We start from the raw sequence: 17,818 nt of genomic DNA, 5'->3' as shown, positions 1-17,818 counted from the left end.
ACTGATCTAAGTTTTGAGTCTGTCATTATGCCCAATTTCTTTATAGCGTCTTTATTATTTGGATCTTCATAATAAGCTGAAAAGCCATATTTTTGCTTGGGAGCAGTAGTTAATTTTGCTGGTTCATTAGTGGTTGATACTTTTCTATCATCGCACAACCATAAAACATATTTGCAACTAAAGCACTATCTATTAATAGACTAGTTTTACTAATTTTTTTTCATATTAATTCAACAAATTAAGTTGGTAATTAAAATATAACAAGCTCTATTTTACTAGTCTATTAATATTGTTTAGTGCCATTAATCACATTTATAGTTTACTATTTATCCTTCAATTTCTATCAGTAATTCGCCTTGATTAACAGCATCACCACCCTTAATATGAATAGCTTTAACAACACCATCAATTGGGGCTTGAATTTCTGTTTCCATTTTCATCGCTTCAGTAATAAAGAGCGCTTGACCTTTTTTAACAATATCTCCCTCTTTTACTAATACGTCCACAACAGTGCCTGTCATACCAACAGATACATCACCTTCTTTAGAAGCTTGTTTACGTCCGCCAGCAGCACTCTCACCAGAAACTAACTGTTCGAATACTACCTCTTGTGGAATACCATCTACTGTTAAATAGAAGTGACGTTTTCCCTTAGCCTTAGCACTAGCACCCTTAATGTCAATACGGTAACTCTCACCATGCACATCCACCACAAACTCAGATACACCTTCATTAGAAACAGCTGCACCTGCACTACCAGCGGTAGGAATAGGTAATAACTCTTCAGGTTTTAAAGTACCAGCAGCACGTTCTTCTAAATACTTACGACCAATATCAGGGAACATAGCATAAGTTAATACATCTTCTTCAGACTTAGCTAAATCACCAATTTCTGCTCGTAATTGTTCCATTTCTGGATCTAAATAGTCAGCAGGGCGTGTTGTAATCACAAATGAATTACCAATTGCTTGGAAACGTAATTCTTCGTTAATTTCTCCTGGAGCCTTACCATAACGACCTTCTAAATAAAGCTTAACTTCATTAGTAATGGTTTTGTAACGCTCACCAGAAAGTACATTAAATAATGCCTGAGTACCCACAATTTGAGAGGTTGGGGTTACTAATGGCGGATAACCTAAGTCCTTACGAACCCTTGGAATCTCATCAAATAAATCATTAATACGATTTAAAGCACCTTGTTCGCGCATTTGGTTAGCAAGGTTAGAAATCATACCACCAGGTACTTGGTTTGCTTGTACACGGGTATCAACCCCAGTAAATGGACTTTCAAATTGGTGATATTTTTTGCGTACTTCGTAGAAATACATACCAATTTCTTGAATTAACTCTAAATCTAAACCTGTGTCATAAGGCGTATCACGCAACGCTGCCACCATTGATTCAGTAGCAGGATGACTTGTACCCCAAGCCATACTAGAAATGGCCGTATCAATATGATCGGCACCATTCTCAATCGCTTTTAATTGGCACATGGTAGATAAACCAGCTGTATCATGGGAATGGATAAACACAGGTAAATTTAAAGCCCCTTTTAATGCTTTGACTAAATCACCTGTCACAAAAGGTGTCAACAAGCCAGCCATATCTTTAATGGCTATCGATTGCACACCCATATCAGCCATTTGTTTTGCTTGCTCTACAAAAGACTCAATAGTATGCACTGGGCTAGTGGTATAACTAATTGTGCCTTGTGCGTGTTTACCTGCTTTATTTACAGCATCAATAGCCGCTTGTAAATTACGCACATCATTCATCGCATCAAAAATACGAAATACATCAATCCCATTTTCTGCTGCTTTTGCTACAAAGGCTTGCACCACATCATCACTATAATGGCGATAACCTAATAAATTCTGACCACGTAATAACATTTGTAAACGGGTATTAGGTAACGCTTTTCTTAATTGACGCAAACGTTCCCATGGATCTTCTTTCAAAAACCGTACACAAACATCAAAGGTAGCACCACCCCACACTTCTAAAGACCAATAACCCACTTTATCTAATTTATCGCAAATAGGTAACATATCCTCAGTACGAAAACGAGTTGCTAATAAAGACTGATGAGCATCACGAAGGATAGTATCTGTTATAAGAATCTTTTTAGTCATTTATATCTACCTTGCTGTTATAAACCAGTATAAGCAGCAATAGCTGCAGAGATTGCTAGCGCCAATTCTTCAGGTCTGCGTTTGATCGAGTATTCACTCAACTCAGGATGAGAATCAACAAAGCTAGTATTAAAATGGCCTGATCTAAAATCAGGATGTTTTAAAATTTCTTGGTAATAAGCGGCTGTGGTTTTAACCCCTTGCAAACGCATATCGTCTAATGCACGTGCGCCCCTATTAACAGCCTCTTCCCAAGTTAGCGCCCACACCACCAATTTAAGACACATCGAATCATAATAAGGCGGCACAGTATATCCTGTATAAATAGCCGTATCCGTTCTAACACCAGGCCCACCAGGCGCATAGTAATGGCTTACTCTACCGAAGGTAGGTAAGAAGTTATTTTTAGGATCTTCCGCATTAATACGAAACTGCAATGCATAACCCCTAAACTTAACATCTTCCTGCCTAACAGATAATGGTTCGCCAGCAGCAATTCTAATTTGCTCTCTTACAATATCAATCCCCGTAATTTCTTCGGTAATGGTATGCTCCACCTGAACACGGGTATTCATTTCCATAAAATAGAAATTATTATCAGAAAGTAGAAACTCTACTGTACCTGCATTTTCATAGCCTACTGCTTGAGCAGCACGCACTGCTAGGCCACCGATATATTGCCGTTGTGCTTCTAATAACTGTGGACTAGGCGCTATCTCAATTAACTTCTGATTACGACGTTGAATTGAACAATCACGCTCATATAAATGAATCACATTGCCATGGCTATCAGCCAAAATCTGTACTTCGATATGACAAGGATTAATAATACATTTTTCTAAAAACACCTCAGCACTTCCAAAGGCTTTAGTGGCTTCAGAAATAACACGGGAATAATTTTGCTTTAACTCTTCAGGGTTATTACAGCGACGAATACCTCGCCCACCACCACCAGAAGTGGCTTTTAACATAATCGGATAACCGACTCTTTCAGCTTCCCTTAAAGCCTCATCCACATCTTTAAGATTACCTTCCGTACCAGGTGTACAAGGAACCCCCGCTTTAATCATGGCATTTCTGGCTTGGGTTTTATCACCCATGAGCTGAATAACCTCAGGCGAAGGACCAATAAAACGAATTCCCTTTGCCTCACAGCATCTAGCCAACTCTGGATTTTCTGATAAAAAACCATATCCAGGGTGTAATGCATCACAACCAGCTTCTACTGCAAGATCAACTAATTTTTGGGGATTGAGATAACCCTCTAAAGGTTCTTCACCAATATTATAAGCCTCATCAGCACGTTTAACATGTAATGCATGACGATCAGCCTCACTATAAACAGCTACCGAACGAATGCCCATTTCGGCACAGGCTCTGATAATCCGTACAGCGATTTCTCCCCTATTAGCAATTAGGATTTTTTTTATCACATAGACTCCCATGCACTTATTGTTAGCAAAAGATGTAATAATTTAACTTATTAATAAATACAGGTACAATTAAACTTTATAATAATTAGAAGTTTTATAGAGAGAAGTCAGTTTTTATATACATAAAGTAACAATTTTAACTATATAAACTGATCTATAAAGAAGGGAAAAATAAAACCACACAAATACACAAAGTACCTGTGTGGCTTAATATTGGAACTTATAATTCTTTGATAGTTAACACATCATCTTTATTAATAGTGGTGTCTTTACCATCTAACTGTTGGAATCTATAGAAACCTGCATCAGCATCTAATTTTGGTTTGTCAGTTGTTTGAATTTGACGACCATCTTTCAATGTAATAACAGATGGTGTTGAACAACCTGCTAAAACACCTAAACTTCCAACTAATAATAAAGCAGCTAATGCTTTCAATTTCATATGTAATACCCCTTTTATAAAAATATACTTAATCTAAATACATTACTTTAGATATGTTTACCATTATAAAGTTCATTCGATTTAACATCCTCTCTACATTAGTCTATAACATCAACTTTATATTCATCGTCAACAAGAATATGATAGGCTAAATATTATTGAACGCTAATAAATTGGAACCATAACTATGCTAGAACCTTTGATTCTCGATCCACCTGCTCCTGTAGATTCAGCTATTATTTGGCTACACGGCTTAGGTGCCAATAAATATGATTTTCAACCAGTAGCACAAATACTCCAACAACAACTACTGCGTAATACCCGTTTTATATTGCCACAAGCCCCTAGCAGACCTGTCAGCTTAAACATGGGAATGTCCATGCCCTCATGGTATGACATTATCAACCTAACCATCCCAAGAGAAATTAACCTAACCGAATTAGAAGAATCAGCGCAAAGCGTTATAGAACTGATTGAGGCACAACGTAAACAAGGTATAGCACTAAATCGTATTATCCTTGCAGGTTTCTCCCAAGGTGGTGCCGTAGTAATGCATACAGCTTATATTGCCTACCCTGAAAATGTAGGTGGAGTAATGGCGCTTTCCACTTATGCCCCTACCTTTACTGCTGAAACAACCTTGGCAGAAGGTAAACAAACTATTCCCTCACTACACCTACACGGCACACAAGATAATGTAGTTGATATTAGCCTAGGCAAAGCCGCCTATGACTTCTTAAAAAATAAAGGTATTAGCGCTTCATGGCACGACTACCCAATGATGCACGAAGTTTGTAATGATGAAATATCAGATATAGCCAAATGGCTACATGACAAACTAGTTAAATAACACCTTCAACTAAAGCGTTAGCAATTTTGCATAACGCTTTAGTTACAGCTAAAAGACAATCTCTCTAAATAGTATTTAAATACTTACTTCACATAACAATGAAAAAATGGAATCCAACAGTTATACCACCATCTACCCTTTGCCCTAAAAAATATTGTTATTTTTTTCTAGAACCAAATGATTACTATACGCAAGGTTTACACAACAACCTAGAAGAGGCTATGACTGAACTCAAACTAATAGAGCAAAAAAGTTGTGGATGTGAGTTTGGTAATTGTATACGAATCAACAATAATGGTGATGCTGATTGGTACGAACCTTGTGAACCTGCTTTAGAAAGGGATGGCTTACCTCATGATTACTTTATAAATAAAACCACCAAAATTGATAACTGATATTAAGCTTAACTTAACCTTATTCAATTACAATACTGACAGTAAATTACTACATTATTATGGAAAAGCACCTATGAACCCTAAGAACATTGTCAAACTTAGTAATTTTATTGGCATTATTGCCATTATCTGTCTTATCTATTGGGTTTTTATATTTACTAGCGTCACTGTATTTGATCTAAAAATCTTCCGCCAACGAATGACTGAAACATTCCTGCTAAGCATATTTGGTATCATTACCCTAATGGCTGGAGCATTAATGATAAACATTATGTTTAATCTAACCCGTATTGCGGAAAAACATAATACCGACCAACAGTACCCAGAAAAAAATCTAAAAAAATGGCTGATTATATTAATGGTATCTTTCCCCTTGATATTCGGCCTATTGGTTTGCGCTCACCAACTATCTATCTATAAAAGAAAAGAAGTACTGATTAACTCAGCTCACTCCGTATTAGAAAACTACCCACAATATATACAACAAATAGCGGATTATTCTTTTGCAGAAAGCTGGATTAACTCAACCAAACAAACCTTAAGAGTTCTATCTCAAACAGATAGCCAACTACCACACCTAATAGTTATTGTAAAAGACCAACTGGATGAAAACTCACCTGTCTACCTCAGCTTTGGTGATCGTTACTATGATGAGAACAAACAATTAACTAAAATAGATTACCTATTTAAAACCACTAAACCACAACGTGAATATTTTGATAATGTATTTAAAGGACAAACCAAAGACATTCGCTACGAGCATAAAAACAGCTCCTATAAACTGTTCTACCCTTATCAATACAAAGATAAAACAGTTATCTTCTTATTTAGTGACTACTATTCTTATGGCAAACTAGGTAGTTAATATTTTTCTCCCTAAATAGCAACAAACCAACTATCTAGGGTAAAACTTAGCTACTTTTTATTGTTATATTAATGGTGGACTATGTATTGTACACCTTAAGGCGTAACAATTTTGAGAGTAATTGGGCAACCAAGCTATAACAGCTCTACCACCCTTTCTTTTTAAAAACCCAATTAAGAAAGGCTAGATAACTAGCCTTCTTTTGCCATACTTATGATTCTTATTTTAATTTTTATAAATTATTGTTCTTAGAAACTTTATGATTTGTATATTTACTGTCCCAAACTTTCAATATGCATAACCAAGATTAATGGATACTCTATTTCATCACTAATAGTAATAAATAGTGAACATTTACTTATGTTGGTCTCGTGTAATACTAAACTGACGATTATAATTACATAAAGCTTAAATAACTCATACTATCCAGTATAAAAACTCATGTTTAAATTTATTACTAATAAATTTATATACTTAGGAAAACCAACCACCATAGTCACAAAAAAAAATAACTTGCTAGCCCTATAGGGTAAGGCTAAACTAAAAAGGCTATAGCAAAATCTATAGTATGGGCTTGGCGGCTCATTTCATGCTAAACAGCTCAGCTACTGGCTAATCAGGCGGCAGGTATTTCTTTCTGCCTGTACTTTATAGCGGGCTGTGTACGGGACATCCTTCGGGATGTGTCGATTTTTAGCATGATCGGTCCGCCAACCTGTGCGCAGTTTCGCTTCCAAACTATTAATTTGTAAGGAGGCCCAATAAAGATACAGGAGTTAAACCGATGAGCTACAAAAAATCACCACCACACTTTGTAACCTTAAATTCAAACTTACAAAGCAATGGCGAAAGCGTTCTCTATTACAATGCTAATGCTTCTCTAGATGCTATATACGAATGCGCCATTGGTAGACTAAAAACTGTAACGGATCTATTAGAGAATCTCTACGAATTTAAGGCAGCCCCTACAAATACCATTATTGCCATTTGCTCTATTTCAACCTTACTTTTAAACGAAGCAGCCACTCTACTAGAAGAATTAGACCCTGTGGCCGTACAGCTAAGAAAAGAAAAATGATAAAGGCTAGTAATACTAGCCCTTTCAAACCTTATTAAAAACTCCCCTTATTCAATATTTCTTAATGCTTGAAATAAAGTAAATAGTTACCTTATTTCATCTTTAAAATCAGCAAATCGAATTTAATACATATCTACATTTAGGGGAAATTATCCCTATGACGACCAAGAAACGTAAATAGATAAAAACAAAACTACCTGCCTAACTATAAAATAAATAACTAAAATCACTTGCTAGCCTTATAGGGTAAGGCTAAACTAAAAAGGCTATAGCAAAATCTATAGTATGGGCTTGGCGGCCCATTTCACAAGACAAAGTGACTAGGTTATCTAGCTCACTGTATCAGTTCGCATATATTTTTTATGGCGGGCTGTGCACGGGATTTCCTTCGGGAAATGCCGATTTGTCTTGTGGTCGGTCCGCCAACCTGTGCACAGTTCCGCCTCCCTAACAATAAAAAGGGAGGCTAAAACAAGGATACAGGAGCAAAACCGATGAGCAACAAAAATAACCAACCCTACTTTATCGCCCTAAATGCTACATCTCAAAGCAATAGCGAAAGCGTCCTCTATTACAACGCTAACGCCTCACTAGACACCATCTACGAATGCGCCACCGCTAGGATACACGCGGTAATCAACCTACTAGAAAATCTCTATGAGCTAAAAACCCAAGAAAATACCATAACCGCCATCGCCTCCGTATCCACCCTACTCCTAAACGACGCCACTACTCTCCTAGAATCCCTAGAACCTATCGCTATGGAACTAAGAAAAGAGAAATAAAAAAAGGCTAGCAACGCTAGCCTTCTTTAAAACATATTTTCAGTTACTAAAACGATTTACTATTTCCATTCTTCTTGACATAGCTTCCAAAAATTTTACTCCCTTAGATTCAATATTGTATTTTCTTATTAGCCCCCACATTCTATCTCGATAATAACCTGATGGATTAGGGTCATCATGTATTCTTCTATGAATATCTTTTTTAAAATCTTCTTCAGTAATCTTATTAAACATAACACAAGCTACAAGTATATTTAATACTATTCCGTAATAACTAGTACTCATAGCATTTCCAATTACATCATTAGCCCATAATTGGCTTAATTTTTTTATTTTTCCTGCTATAAGTTTTTTATATTTTTCTGGTTCTTTTATCTTTAAAACTATAAGAGAACAAACAAATAAAGAATATATACTTTCATTTTCAGGAGTAAACTTTAACGCTATATTAAATAATGAAATACAATGTATTTGTTCTCTTAGTGTTAAATCATACTCTTCTGGCATCTCAGTAAATATACGCTGGATATCTTTCAAATCATCGGTATAGTTTAATACTTCTCTCCCTGATGCTTTTATATCATTTTCTCTTTGTTCTAATAAATCATGAATACTATATTTCTTTAATAAAATTTCTATAAATTTCCCTTTTGCAGGTTGAGGAAGTAAGTAATCAAAATCAATAAAACGTCTTAAATAACCATTTACATTCAAACTATCACCATAAATAGCCTTTATTGATGAACCTAACTGCTCTTTGTCTACCCCTAAAACAAAAATAATATTCTCAACATTAAAAAAGTGTTTTGCTTTCTCTAAAATTTCTATAGCAAAGTTAGGACGGCATCTATCTAATTCGTCAATAATAAAAACTAAAGGCTTTTGATCATTCTCACTAGTAATGCTACTTGCAAAGTTTGATAATGTTTCCCTGAAAGCTAATAATCCTTGCTTAGACTTTTCATAATGTTCTATTTGTTCCTTAGCCAGTGACTCAGCAAAATCAGATAATGTAGCCTCAGTTACCTGATCAAGATCTAAAGCTCCCATAGTTCCCATTTTTGCTAATACAGGAATACTACGTTTCAATAATGCACTACCTAATTTTTTAGCCTTATCAAAGTATTCTTTTGCTTTTGATTCATTACCATCTTTAGATATTTCATTAATTGAAGCACTGATCTCACCAATTAAACATACTAAAGCATCATCAGAAAAATCACTCTCCCATGCATTAAAATATAAAGTAGGAATACCTTCATTCTTTAAATGCTGCTTCCATATTTTTAGAAAAGTTGTTTTTCCCATTCCCCAAGGTGCATCAATACATATCACCATTGGCTCTTCAGATGAGGTAACAAACTCTGTTAATATTTCTGCACTTTCTTTTCTTTCTAAAACATCATTAGCGAAAGGGTCATCTTCTGGAATTTCAATTTCTCGACTTTTTATTATCATCATTTTTTCCTTTTACTAATGACATTAAAAATAAATAAAGATACTAGCTCCCCATTCGCCAAGTAGTGCCACTTTTACCATCTTCGATAATTACGCCCATAGCAGTAAGTTCATCACGAATGCGGTCGGACTCTGCCCAGTTTTTATTGGCACGAGCTTCTAAGCGAGCATTGATAAGTGCTTCAATTTTAGCGACATCCACATCGGTATTAGCTGTTGCACCTTGTAAGAAGTCATCGGCTGATAACTGTAATATACCTAATAGACTAGCTAGTTGTTTTAGTTGGGCGGCTAGGCCAGTAGCCGCTTGTAGATCATTATCTTTTAAGCGGTTAATTTCGCGCACCATATCAAATAGTACTGAACAGGCTTCTGGGGTATTAAAGTCGTCATTCATGGCATTGGTAAAACGTTCTATATAGGTTTCACCGCCAGCTGGTTGTGCTTCTGGTAAACCTTTTAATGCTAAATAGAAACGTTCTAATGCACCGCGGGCTTCTTTTAGGTTATCTTCTGAATAGTTAATTGGACTACGATAATGGCTAGCTACTAGCAGATAGCGCACTACTTCCGCAGGATATTTTTCCAATACTTCGCGAATGGTAAAGAAGTTGCCTAGTGATTTAGACATTTTCTCGCCATCTACACGCACTGCCCCTGCATGCATCCAAGTTTCAGCATAGGTTTTACCTGTAGCGGCTTCACTTTGGGCGATTTCATTTTCATGGTGAGGGAATACTAGATCAGGGCCACCACCATGAATATCAAAAGTTTCGCCTAGACAGCAGGTAGACATTACGGAACATTCAATATGCCAGCCTGGTCGACCTTCTCCCCAAGGAGATGCCCAACTTGGTTCACCTGCTTTAGCGCCTTTCCATAGTACAAAGTCGACAGGGTCTTGTTTGGCTTCATCTACTTCTACCCTTGCACCACTGCGTAAATCTTCTACTTTTTTGCGCGAGAGTTTGCCGTAGTCTTTAAATTTACCCACACGGTAATAAACATCACCATTGTTGGCAGCATAGGCGTAATCTTTTTCTACTAGATTGCCTATCATTTTATGCATACCATCAATATAGTCGGTAGCACGTGGCTCAATATCGGGTGGTAATACACTGAGTTTGGCTTCGTCTTGGTGCATGGCGCCAATCATACGTGCGGTTAACGCTGTAAAAGGTTCGCCATTTTCATTAGCACGGTTGATAATTTTATCGTCAATATCGGTGATATTGCGTACATAGGTAACATCATAGCCTAGATGACGTAACCAACGAGTTACCACATCAAAAGCTACCATTACTCGCGCATGACCGATATGGCAGTAGTCATAGACTGTCATGCCACATACATACATGCGCACTTGGTTATCTTTTAATGGCTTAAAAGGCTGTTTAGTTTTGCTGAGTGTATTGTAGATAGAGAGTGCCATTATTGCCCCCATGAATCACGCAGGGTAATAGTACGGTTAAATACTAGACTGTCTGGCTTGCTATCTTTACTATCTAAACAGAAGTAACCTTCCCGTTCAAATTGGAAACGATCATCTAAAGTAGCCTTTGCCAATGATGGCTCTGCTCGACAACCTTTTAGTATCACTAGTGAATCTGGGTTGATGTTTTCTAAGAAACTACCATCTTCTTGTTCCGTTTTATTAGGGTTAGCTGTTTTAAAGAGACGATCATATAAACGCACTTCGCACTCGATACTTTCTTTAGCAGGTACCCAATGAATAACGCCTTTTACCTTGCGGCCTTCTGGGTTTTTGCCAAGGGTATCTGGGTCATAGGTGCAATGTAGTTCTATAACATTACCGTTTGCATCTTTAATGGCTTTTTCTGCTTTGATTACATAACTCCCACGCAGTCTTACTTCGCCTTCTGGCACTAGACGTTTGTAACCTTTTGGTGGGTTTTCGTCGTAGTCACCTTGATCAATATAGATTTCACGGGCAAAAGGCAGTTGGCGTTTGCCTAGTTCTTCTATTTTAGGATGACGAGAAAGCTCTAAGATTTCTTGCTTATCTTCTGGGTAGTTAGTAATCACTACTTTTAGTGGTTTTAGTACGCACATAGCACGCGGTGCATTAGCGTCTAAGTCTTCACGAATACAGAATTCTAAAACGCCCATATCTACTACTGCATCAGCACGGCCTACACCAATACGTTCACAGAAATCACGAATTGAAGCAGGGGTATAACCACGACGACGGAAAGCAGAAATAGTAGACATGCGTGGATCATCCCAACCATTAACATGACCTTCTTCTACTAACAATTTTAGTTTACGCTTACTGGTAATGGTGTAGTTTAGATTTAAACGGGCAAACTCATATTGGTGCGGTGTTGCTGGCACAGGTAGGTTAGCTAAAAACCATTCGTAAAGCGGGCGATGGTCTTCAAACTCTAAGGTACATACTGAATGAGTAATGCCTTCAATCGCATCTGATTGACCATGGGTAAAGTCATAACTTGGGTAGATACACCATTTATTACCTGTTTGGTGATGCTCGGCATGGCGAATACGGTATAAAATGGGATCACGCATATTCATATTAGGTGATGCCATATCAATTTTAGCTCTTAAGGCTTTTTCACCGTCTTTAAATTCGCCTGCTTTCATTCTAGCGAATAGGTCTAGGTTTTCTTCTACCGTGCGATCACGATATGGGCTGTTTTTGCCGGGTTCACGCAATGTGCCACGGTATTCACGGGCTTCTTCTGGTGAAAGATCACAAACATAAGCTTTGCCTGCTTTGATTAAGTCAATTGCCCATGCATGTAATTGGTCAAAATAATCTGAGGCATAGCGAACTTCGCCTACCCAATGAAAGCCTAGCCATTCTACATCGTATTTAATGGCATCAATAAATTCTTGCTCTTCTTTGGTTGGGTTAGTGTCATCAAAACGTAAATGGCAATCACCACCAAACTCTTTGGCTATGCCAAAATTTAAACAAATAGCTTTAGCATGACCTATATGTAAATAACCATTAGGCTCTGGTGGAAAACGGGTAATCACTTTCTGGCAACGCCCTGCTTCCAAATCAGCCTTAACTATTTGACGAATAAAATTATTTGCAGATGCTGTTGTTTCTGAATTGCTCATATATTCCTAACCATAGCGATAAAATAAAGGACTGCAAACGCGCAGCCATTAAAATTAACTGAACTGTTTATGATACCTAAAGTAAGGTATTAAGGGGAGTTTTATTTGTAGGAAATTGCTGTCTTTTTTATTTTATTTGGAATTAGATTGTTTATGAACTAAACAGTTCTTAGCCTAGTAATTCGTTATTAATAAACCAGTTAGTTAACTACCTGTTATTCCATTAATTATTAATACAGCACTCCAACTGATCACAATATTTAAAAAAGCCAACATTACTGCAAACATTAAAAAGTTACCACTTGGTATTTTTAATACTTTCATACAAATAATAATGGAAACTATTGCAGACAGTAAAATTCTTATAAAAGGACTATAGGGAAAGAAAACAAAGGTTACCACTTGCACAAAAGTAGTAATAATACTCAATATAAAACATTTTAAATAATTGGAATCTTCTGCTTCTGCAAATTCCGCTGCCCAATGCAAAGGAAAAATATAAAGCACTAAAAAGAAAATGGACACTATCACTCTATAACATTCCTTAATTTTTATTAATCAATGTACTAGGAAAATATTAAATTTATATAAGTAAATAATATAGTTGCTTTCTTTTATATTAGAATTCTTTTCTTAATTATCACTTAATTTAGTAGTTGCTAACCATTTTATCTCCTACCTGATAAGGTAACAGAAACAGAATCGGAATAACGTAGTGCTTGTGGTTTATCCACTTCTACTTCGACATATTGTACTTCTTTATATTGCATTACTAAATCTACTAGTTCTTGAGTTAGTCGTTCTAATAAGGCAAAACGATTATTTTCTACATGGCTAATAATTGCTTTAGTAATGGTACGATAATTTAGCGCATATTCGATTTCATTTTCCTGCACTGCTGCTTGGGCTGAATAGAAAATGGTTAAGTTAATAATAACGTCTTGGCGGTTATTAATTTCTTCTTCTTTAATCCCAATAAACGTACGTAATCGTAGATTTTTAACTCGAATTTTTGCAGTACCCACATCAAGTATTGGCATATAGGCTCCTCTTTGTTCAATAATTATTATTTGCTAGTATAAAAGGCTTTCACTATGATGAACAGTATTGCACTCGCATAGACCTGCAAAACTAAAGTATTTTTAATAATAATAGAGGTTGTTATGAACTCCGCTGCCGTTGTTTTAATCACTAGTAAAGTTACTAAAAGCTTGCATACCAATATTGAAAATAACTATAAAACTTATCATTTATGGGAACAGCCAGATCAAGAAGCCTTTCTAAAACAACATGGACATGAAATAACAGCTGTAGCAACCAGTGCTGTCTATGGGGCTAGCGCAGAATTAATGAGTGCTTTACCCAACCTTAAAATAGTTGTTAGTTATGGTGTTGGGTTTGATGCCCTTGATATTAACTATGCTAAACAACATGGTATTACAATTACCAATACCCCTGATGTGTTGAATAACTGTGTAGCGGATACAGCGCTAGCCCTATTATTAGATGTGGCTCGTTATATCAGCTATTCAGATCGTTTTATCCGTTCTGGGCAATGGAAAAGTCGTTCAGTTAAATTAGGCCATAAAATAGGTAATAAAACTTGTGGCATTGTAGGATTAGGCCGTATTGGTAAAGCCATTGCTAAACGTGCTGAAGCCTTTGATATGAAAATTGCTTATTATGGTCGCCATCAGCAATCTGATGTAAATTATGATTATTATAATGATCTGCAAGCACTAGCTAAAGCAAGTGATTTTCTAGTACTTGCCCTACCCGCTACAAGTGAGACTAACCATATTATTAATAAGCAAGTATTAACAGCTTTAGGCGCTAAAGGGTTTCTAATTAATATTGCTAGAGGTTCTGTAGTAGACGAGCAAGCATTAGTAACAGCCTTGCAAGAAGGGGTTATTGCGGGTGCTGGCTTAGATGTATTTGAGCATGAACCGAATACCCCAAAAGAACTTTGGGAAATGGATAATGTGGTAATGACACCACATATAGGTAGCTCTACCTATGAAACTAGAGAAGCGATGAGTGATTTAGTATTTGCTAATTTACACAGCTTTCTTGAAGGTAAAGGGGCTATTACTCCTGTGGTATAACCTTAAATATTAGATGGGGCGACGACCAGCTAAAGCATGGGATAACGTTCCCCCATCTACCAACTCCAATTCCCCACCAAGCGGAACACCATGGGCAATACGAGAAACGGTTAACCCTTTAGGTGACAACAATTGAGCAATATAATGAGCCGTTGCCTCACCTTCTACGGTAGAGTTAGTGGCTAAAATAATCTCTTGAAAGTCAGCGTTTTCAATACGTTTTAATAACTCAGGAATACCTATTGCTTCTGGCCCCAAACCATCTAATGGTGATAAGTGGCCTTTCAATACAAAGTAACGACCTTGATAGCCTGTTTGCTCAATCGCAAAGACATCTAGTGGCCCTTCCACAATACACAATAATCTATCATCGCGATTAAGTGAGGCACACTGTGGGCAAAGCTCTTCTTCACTCAAGGTATGACAAAGCTTGCAATAGCCTACTTTATCCATTGCTTGATTTAAAGCATCTGCTAATTTCAAAGCACCTTGCCGATTACGTTCTAACAATTGCAAAGCCATACGTTGCGCACTCTTTTTACCTACACCAGGTAAAATACGCAAGGACTCAATAAGCTGATTAATAAGGGGGCTAAAACTCATGATTCTCTTAATTACTGAGCTAATGCTATTAGCTCAGCAGTAACAAGTAACTAATTAGAAAGGCATTTTGAAACCAGGAGGCAGTTGCATACCTGCTGTCATACCAGCCATTTGTTGTTGTGTATTTTGCTCTACTTTACGTACGGCATCATTAATAGCCGCTGCAATTAAATCTTCTAATACTTCTTTTTCTTCTGTCATTAAACTAGGATCAATAGTCACTCGTTTAACATCGTGACGACCTGTCATTACAATAGAAACTAAGCCAGCACCTGATTGACCAGTAACTTCTGCATTGGCTAATTCTTCTTGCATCTTCTGCATTTTTTCTTGCATTTCTTGCGCTTGTTTCATTAAAGCGCCCATGCCACCTTTTAACATTGGATATACTCCTTAATTTATTAATCTTAATTGTGCATTATTATAAGCGGTTATAGCGATTTTATAAATTACTTATCTAGTTACTTTACTTCGTTTTATTACAAAGGTTTAATACTTTCTTCATCCAGTTTTGCTGAGAACTTATCCACTAACTGCTGTACAATAGGATCCTCTAAAATAGCTCGTTCTGCAGCCTTTTGTAATTCTATTTTCTTACGTTGTTCTCGTTGTGCTGGTGTTTCTTGCTCAGGCTTTTCAATAATAATTTTTAAGCTTACATTGTGACCTAAATAAGTATTAATGGCATCACTAATCCTTTTTTTCTGATTATCACTAAATAATGCTTGCTGTGTTGGATCTAACTGCATAGTCCATTGCTGTTCATCTTTACTAATTAGCGTACAGTTTGCAGCAATACTTGCTGTAATACCACTTAGCTTAAGTGCAGGCAATATTTCTATCCATTCAGCCGCTAACCCTGTTGCAGGTGCTGGCAAACTATCCAACAAGTCTATCTTTTCTGCTGTACCTGCAACATCTGTTTCAACATAGTTCTGGTCTAAAAAAGACTGATACTCCTCAACGGATAGATAGTCTTCTTCACTTTCTCCAACAGTTTCTTCTTGATAATCTGCTAGCGCTGGATCTGTAACTATGGATGTAGCAGTTTCTTCTGTCACATTTACTGTAGTAACTGCCTGTACTATTTCTGGAACTTCCTGTTGTTCTGCCGTAGTATTTTCTGGTTTTTGTGGTGTAATCTCTTGCTCATCAGTTACCAGACTTTCCTGAATATTAGTTTCTAATTCAGGTTCTACCACAACCTTAGTAACTATTTCTTCTGTTGGCTGAACTAACTTTGCATTATTCAGTGTTTTTTTTTCTACTGTTTCCGTTGTAGCTGAAGCTTCAATTTTTTTTAATGGAGTAATAGGAGCTCGCTCAGCATTAGCAGGACGGAATGCTAGCATTCTTAATAAGACCATTTCAAAACCTTGCTGACTACTAGTAGCTAAAGGTAAATCACGACGTCCGACTAAACCCACTTGATAATAGAACTGCACATCCTCAGCAGGTAACGCTTGCGCTAAGGCTATAATTTGCTCTTTATCACCTATACTGTCATCAACCGCATCAGGCAGTATTTGCGCAATAGCAATACGATGTAAGACATTTAATAACTCTGCTAATACATCTAACCAATCAGGGCTTTGCTCTGCTAGCTGCTTAATAATAGCCAATAATTGTTTAGCATCACCCTCTAATAAAGCAAATAACAGCTCATAGACTTGATTCTGATCTAGAGTGCCCAACATATCCCTTACATCAGCTGTATTTACCTTCTCACCACCAAAAGCAATGGCTTGATCCGTCAGGCTCATTGCATCACGCATAGAGCCTTGAGCAGATCTACCTAATAGCCACAATGCTTCTTTCTCATAAGGAATTTTTTCCACATCTAATACATGAGCAAGGTGTTCTACAATACGATCAGCAGGGATATTTTTAAGCGCAAATTGCAAGCAACGTGATAAAATAGTCACAGGCAGTTTTTGTGGATCAGTCGTTGCTAGTAAAAACTTTACATGAGATGGTGGCTCTTCCAAGGTTTTAAGCAAAGCGTTAAAACTATGAGATGATAACATATGCACTTCATCGATTAAGTAAACCTTAAAACGACCTCTGGTTGGTGCATATTGAATATTTTCTAATAATTCTCGGGTATCTTCTACTTTAGTGCGGCTTGCTCCATCCACCTCAATAAGGTCTATAAAACGACCCTCATCAATTTCAACACAAGTAGAACAAACACCACAAGGCGTTGAGCTCACACCTTGCTCACAATTTAAGCATTTAGTAAGAATACGAGAAATGGTTGTTTTACCAACACCACGAGTACCCGTAAATAAATAAGCATGGTGTAACCGCCCTGTATCTAATGCATTAATCAATGCACGTAATACATGGGTTTGCCCAACCATTTCATGAAAATTATGCGGCCGCCACTTGCGAGCAAGAACTTGATAACTCATATGAATAATTTTAATAAATACTCAATAGTAAATGATAATGAATTATAAAGGTATAAGACAATAAGTAGAAAGGATTAATTTCATTAACTAAGAAAGTTAAAGCTTTAAGAATATATAAATTATTTTATATAATGGAAAAAAAAGCCG

The 17,818-nt window shown here is 36.8% G+C and carries 17 protein-coding genes; 6 read left to right on the top strand and 11 right to left on the bottom strand.

What is annotated here, in order from left to right:
* Nucleotides 1-326: 326 nt before the first annotated feature.
* The 3 genes from oadA to ACQVD9_RS04975 all read right to left on the bottom strand — a co-directional run bounded on the left by oadA (nt 327) and on the right by ACQVD9_RS04975 (nt 4,007).
* On the bottom strand, nt 327-2,132 hold the full coding sequence (gene oadA / locus ACQVD9_RS04985; RefSeq protein WP_264747756.1) for a sodium-extruding oxaloacetate decarboxylase subunit alpha: 1,806 nt from the start codon (nt 2,130-2,132) through the stop codon (nt 327-329).
* A 17-nt stretch (nt 2,133-2,149) separates the two neighbouring features.
* Nucleotides 2,150-3,565: an acetyl-CoA carboxylase biotin carboxylase subunit gene (locus tag ACQVD9_RS04980; protein WP_264747755.1), complete on the bottom strand. Its 1,416-nt coding sequence runs from the start codon at nt 3,563-3,565 to the stop codon at nt 2,150-2,152.
* A gap of 220 nt (nt 3,566-3,785) precedes the next feature.
* The gene (locus ACQVD9_RS04975) at nt 3,786-4,007 is read right to left on the bottom strand and encodes a YgdI/YgdR family lipoprotein (protein WP_264747754.1); all 222 of its coding nucleotides are present in this window, start codon (nt 4,005-4,007) and stop codon (nt 3,786-3,788) included.
* Between the two features lie 187 nt (nt 4,008-4,194).
* Between ACQVD9_RS04975 and ACQVD9_RS04970 the strand changes: the two genes are divergently transcribed.
* From ACQVD9_RS04970 to ACQVD9_RS04950, 5 genes are all read left to right on the top strand, one after another.
* The gene (locus ACQVD9_RS04970; RefSeq protein ID WP_264747753.1) at nt 4,195-4,857 is read left to right on the top strand and encodes an alpha/beta hydrolase; all 663 of its coding nucleotides are present in this window, start codon (nt 4,195-4,197) and stop codon (nt 4,855-4,857) included.
* A gap of 221 nt (nt 4,858-5,078) precedes the next feature.
* Complete coding sequence (locus ACQVD9_RS04965) at nt 5,079-5,252, top strand: SH3 domain-containing protein (protein ID WP_264747752.1); 174 nt, start codon at nt 5,079-5,081, stop codon at nt 5,250-5,252.
* Between the two features lie 73 nt (nt 5,253-5,325).
* Nucleotides 5,326-6,117 carry a hypothetical protein gene (locus ACQVD9_RS04960; protein ID WP_264747751.1) on the top strand — a complete coding sequence of 264 codons (792 nt, stop codon included), beginning with the start codon at nt 5,326-5,328 and terminating at the stop codon, nt 6,115-6,117.
* Between the two features lie 784 nt (nt 6,118-6,901).
* Nucleotides 6,902-7,195: a hypothetical protein gene (locus ACQVD9_RS04955; RefSeq protein ID WP_264747750.1), complete on the top strand. Its 294-nt coding sequence runs from the start codon at nt 6,902-6,904 to the stop codon at nt 7,193-7,195.
* Between the two features lie 494 nt (nt 7,196-7,689).
* The gene (locus ACQVD9_RS04950; RefSeq protein ID WP_264747749.1) at nt 7,690-7,980 is read left to right on the top strand and encodes a hypothetical protein; all 291 of its coding nucleotides are present in this window, start codon (nt 7,690-7,692) and stop codon (nt 7,978-7,980) included.
* Nucleotides 7,981-8,019: 39 nt separating this feature from the next.
* On the opposite strand, the gene ACQVD9_RS04945 is transcribed toward ACQVD9_RS04950, so the two are convergent.
* The 5 genes from ACQVD9_RS04945 to folX all read right to left on the bottom strand — a co-directional run bounded on the left by ACQVD9_RS04945 (nt 8,020) and on the right by folX (nt 13,586).
* Nucleotides 8,020-9,441 carry a KAP family P-loop NTPase fold protein gene (locus ACQVD9_RS04945; RefSeq protein WP_264747748.1) on the bottom strand — a complete coding sequence of 474 codons (1,422 nt, stop codon included), beginning with the start codon at nt 9,439-9,441 and terminating at the stop codon, nt 8,020-8,022.
* 40 nt (nt 9,442-9,481) lie between these two features.
* Nucleotides 9,482-10,870, bottom strand: coding sequence for a cysteine--tRNA ligase (gene cysS / locus ACQVD9_RS04940; RefSeq protein WP_264747747.1), 1,389 nt, complete (start codon nt 10,868-10,870; stop codon nt 9,482-9,484).
* Nucleotides 10,870-12,546 carry a glutamine--tRNA ligase/YqeY domain fusion protein gene (locus tag ACQVD9_RS04935; protein WP_264747746.1) on the bottom strand — a complete coding sequence of 559 codons (1,677 nt, stop codon included), beginning with the start codon at nt 12,544-12,546 and terminating at the stop codon, nt 10,870-10,872. The genes cysS and ACQVD9_RS04935 overlap by 1 nt, the downstream gene beginning before the upstream one ends.
* 204 nt (nt 12,547-12,750) lie before the next feature.
* Entirely contained in the window at nt 12,751-13,077 is a 327-nt protein-coding gene (locus ACQVD9_RS04930; protein WP_264747745.1) for a hypothetical protein, read from the bottom strand.
* Nucleotides 13,078-13,214: 137 nt separating this feature from the next.
* Nucleotides 13,215-13,586 (bottom strand): dihydroneopterin triphosphate 2'-epimerase, encoded by a 372-nt coding sequence (gene folX / locus ACQVD9_RS04925; protein WP_264747744.1) that lies wholly within the window; start codon nt 13,584-13,586, stop codon nt 13,215-13,217.
* A gap of 123 nt (nt 13,587-13,709) precedes the next feature.
* On the opposite strand from folX, the gene ACQVD9_RS04920 reads away from it, so the two are divergent.
* Entirely contained in the window at nt 13,710-14,654 is a 945-nt protein-coding gene (locus tag ACQVD9_RS04920) for a 2-hydroxyacid dehydrogenase (RefSeq protein ID WP_264747743.1), read from the top strand.
* A 9-nt stretch (nt 14,655-14,663) separates the two neighbouring features.
* On the opposite strand, the gene recR is transcribed toward ACQVD9_RS04920, so the two are convergent.
* The 3 genes from recR to dnaX all read right to left on the bottom strand — a co-directional run bounded on the left by recR (nt 14,664) and on the right by dnaX (nt 17,671).
* On the bottom strand, nt 14,664-15,257 hold the full coding sequence (gene recR / locus ACQVD9_RS04915; protein ID WP_264747742.1) for a recombination mediator RecR: 594 nt from the start codon (nt 15,255-15,257) through the stop codon (nt 14,664-14,666).
* 54 nt (nt 15,258-15,311) lie between these two features.
* Nucleotides 15,312-15,638: a YbaB/EbfC family nucleoid-associated protein gene (locus ACQVD9_RS04910; RefSeq protein ID WP_201094029.1), complete on the bottom strand. Its 327-nt coding sequence runs from the start codon at nt 15,636-15,638 to the stop codon at nt 15,312-15,314.
* A gap of 98 nt (nt 15,639-15,736) precedes the next feature.
* Complete coding sequence (dnaX, locus tag ACQVD9_RS04905) at nt 15,737-17,671, bottom strand: DNA polymerase III subunit gamma/tau (protein ID WP_264747741.1); 1,935 nt, start codon at nt 17,669-17,671, stop codon at nt 15,737-15,739.
* Between the last annotated feature and the right edge of the window lie 147 nt (nt 17,672-17,818).

Source organism: Entomomonas sp. E7T21 (genome assembly GCF_058693955.1).
This window is presented reverse-complemented; position numbering and strand designations above follow the sequence as displayed.